Consider the following 3,247-nt stretch of genomic DNA (forward strand, 5'->3'; position numbering starts at 1 on the left):
CCGCGGCGAGTTCGGCCGCGCCGAAGGTCTTGGGGCCAGCCGCCTCGGCGGCCGGCCCGGTGAGCATGGTGGCGGCCAACAGGCCGACGGCTGCGACCGCGATCGCGGTGCGTCGGGTGGTGGGGGTGGTGCGGGGCGAGGTGCGCGTGTTCCTCACTGGTCTCCTCCTCGGAGCGTCGGGGCCCGGGGGTGGTGGGCCCTGTGAGGCCCGTCAGGAATGGCGTGTTCCTGACAAGCGCTCCGGGGAGTATGCGGAAGCCCGTCGTCCCGCACAAGACCGCGGGCGGCGCGCGCTCCACGAACACGTCAGGGCCGACCCGTGCGGGCCGGCCCGGACGTAACCGATCAGATCAGGTCGAACCGGCCGAGGTTCATGACCCCGCCTGGCCGTCCCCTGAGGGCTACGGCGGCGGCGACCGCCGCTCCGCTGCTTGCCACTGCCGTTCCCCTGGCCGGGATAGCGGGCCGGCCGTCAGGCGACGCGCGCTGCCCGGAGCAGCAGACGAACTTGATGCGCCCCTGCCAAAAACATTGAAAAGCCATATGACATGTGCCATTTTACAGCGCAGCCCGTCATCGACGGGACCTCAACTCCCATCCCCAGGAGTGAACTTTGCGCGCCATGGCCGTCGCCACCGCCCTGCTCATAGCCGCCATCGCAGCCTCCCCCGCCCAGGCTGCCCAGGCTGCCCAGGCCGATCCCAAGCCGGACCACGTCTTCGCTGACCCGGGCCAGCGCCCGGCCCACGGCAATGCCAATGGCGCTCCCGGCGAGACCGGGACCACCGGCGGCGGACTGGAGTCGCGCATCCTGTCGATCGTCCACAGCTGCAGCCCGACGCTGCGGATCCGCGCCCAGGAGATGACCGCCGCCCAGCTGACGGCGACCTGCACGAGCCTGGCCAACCAGGACGCCTACTTCCACGGCGTAGTCAAGGACTCCGGGCCGGTCGCGAACGACTACAACACAACCCTGGAGGTCGACGTCTTCAACTCCAGCGCCGACTACAAGGCCTACGCGAGGAAGATCTACGGCATCGACACCAACAACGGCGGCATGTACCTGGAGGGAAACCCCTCCCAGACGGGCAACCAGGCGCGGTTCATATGCTATGAGCGCACCGATGCAAGCCCCGGCTGGCAGATCTGGAACCTCAACCACGAGTACACCCACTACCTCGACGGCCGCTTCAACCTGTACGGCGACTTCAACGCCAGCCAGACCACCCCCACCGTGTGGTGGGGCGAGGGCATCGCGGAGTACATCTCCTACTCCTACCGCGGCGTCACCTACGCCAGCGCGGTCACCGAGGCCGGCAAGCACACGTACTCCCTGCAGACGCTGTTCGACACCACCTACGCCAACAGCGACGTCAGCCGCACCTACAACTGGGGCTACCTTGCCGCCCGCTACATGGTCGAGAAGCACCCGGCCGACGTCAGCACCGTCCTCGGCTACTACCGCGCAGGAGACTGGACCGCCGCCCGTTCCTTCCTCACCTCGCTGGACTATGAGAGCGACTGGAACGCCTGGCTGACAGCCGTGGCAGCGGGCGCCTGACCCGTACGCCTGTTACGACCGGACGCCCCCCGAACAAGCATCAACAGCCCCTGAAAGGACGAAGATCCCGTTCGATCTTTCGATCGGACGGGATCTCGTCACCAGTCGTAAGCCAATACGGCAACTCGAAGGGCAGGCTCCAGAATCTCCGCCGTGAGGGTACCGCCCCGGTTGCCGCCACCCTGGAGCAGGCCCGCTGCGGGGAGGTCCAGCACCATTGCTCCGTGGGTTCCATGCCGCCCGACGTGGCTCCACGCGTCGAAGCAGTCGCTCCTGGCTGCAGGGATATGGCCTGCGCCGTAAGCCCTGGTGCCGCGCCTTTCGCAGCTCCACCGAGTGCGGAGCGCGCAGCATGCGCAGGCGGGGGTTCCCACCGTGGAAGGGAACCGGCGCTGCCACTCCGCGTACAGCTCGTAGACGTCTTGGGTGAGCGGGATGCTCTTACGGCACAAGCAGCACCTGATGCGGAATGCGACGGACACGGCGGCGCGGCTCTCCCAATAACCCTGCACGCCAGACGGGGTCAGCCTGGCATCCGGCCCGGGCCGGCCACCGTCGCCATGCCGCGGCGGGCCGTCCGATGTGCAACACGTCGTGCAACGCGGCTGCAACACCCACCTGCAACCGCCTCCGCATTTGCGGCTTCTGAAACAAGCGCCTAGGCGGCTGCGCGCGCAGGTGTGTTGCGCTACGCCCGGGGCAGGCGGGATGCCGTGTCACCGGTGCTCGCTGATGCGGATCTGCCGGTCCTGCGCGAGCTGCCGCCACCGGGTCCGGACGGCGTCCGGCCCGTCCAGCCAGGTCGTGGGGAGGGGGCAGCCACGGGCAGGCTGGCCAAGTAGTAGGCGTACTCGCCGCGTCCGGATGCTCGCTGCGATGACAGCCGCCATGGCCCCGCCCGGCGCCACCACCGTCCTGGAAGCCGGGGAGGTCCAGAGGTGGCTGCGGCCGCGACCCGTCGCGGCACTCCACCAGGTCGGCCCCGCGACCGCGACGAAGCTGCGGACCCATGGGCTGCACACCATCGGCGACCTCGCCGACGCACCCCTACCGGCCCTCCCCCGCATCTTCGGCGCCGCCACCGGCCGCACCCTCCACGACCACGCCCTCGGCCAAGACCTGTGCACCGTCCAGCCCCAGCCCATCGCGAAGTCGGTGGGTGCGGAACGGAGCTACGAGCGTGATGTCCTGGCCCCCGTCGAGCACCGTCGCACCCTGCTGGAACTGGCCGAGGAACTCGGAGCCCGGCTCCGCGACGAACACCAAACAGCCGGCAACCTCGCCCTGGCAATCCGCTACGCCGACCACTCCACCACCTCACGCAGCCGCACCCTTCCCGAACCCACAGCCCACACCCGCCCTCTCGCGGCAACCGCCTACGAGCTGTACGGCCTGCTCGCACTCCAGCGAGCCCGCGTCCGCGCCATCAGCCTGCGCGCCCAAGAACTCCGGCCCGCAGCAGAGCCACCGAGCAGCTCACCCTGGACCCCACCGACGACCGCGCACGTGCGCGCTACGGCCCCGGTGCCATCCGACCAGCCGCCCTGGCCACCACCGTCGGGTCTGTACGGTCTTCGGTGTAACTCCCGATCATGGAAGTAGCACCTGATGAGCGACGTGACTGTCTCTGCTGAGGCGGTTGAAGAGGCCCGTCCGACCCAGTTGTCGGCGGACCTGCTGGACGAT

The 3,247-nt window shown here is 69.2% G+C and carries 1 protein-coding gene and 1 pseudogene; both read left to right on the forward strand.

What is annotated here, in order from left to right; translation table 11 throughout:
• Nucleotides 1–796: 796 nt before the first annotated feature.
• Nucleotides 797–1,555, forward strand: a pseudogene (locus tag OTB20_RS41995) (collagenase); the annotation flags it as partial.
• Nucleotides 1,556–2,437: 882 nt separating this feature from the next.
• On the forward strand, nucleotides 2,438–3,163 hold the full coding sequence (locus tag OTB20_RS42000; RefSeq protein WP_267825157.1) for a DNA polymerase Y family protein: 726 nt from the start codon (nucleotides 2,438–2,440) through the stop codon (nucleotides 3,161–3,163).
• The last annotated feature ends 84 nt before the right edge of the window (nucleotides 3,164–3,247 follow it).

This window comes from Streptomyces sp. H27-H1 (assembly GCF_026627445.1).
Classification (GTDB): domain Bacteria; phylum Actinomycetota; class Actinomycetes; order Streptomycetales; family Streptomycetaceae; genus Streptomyces.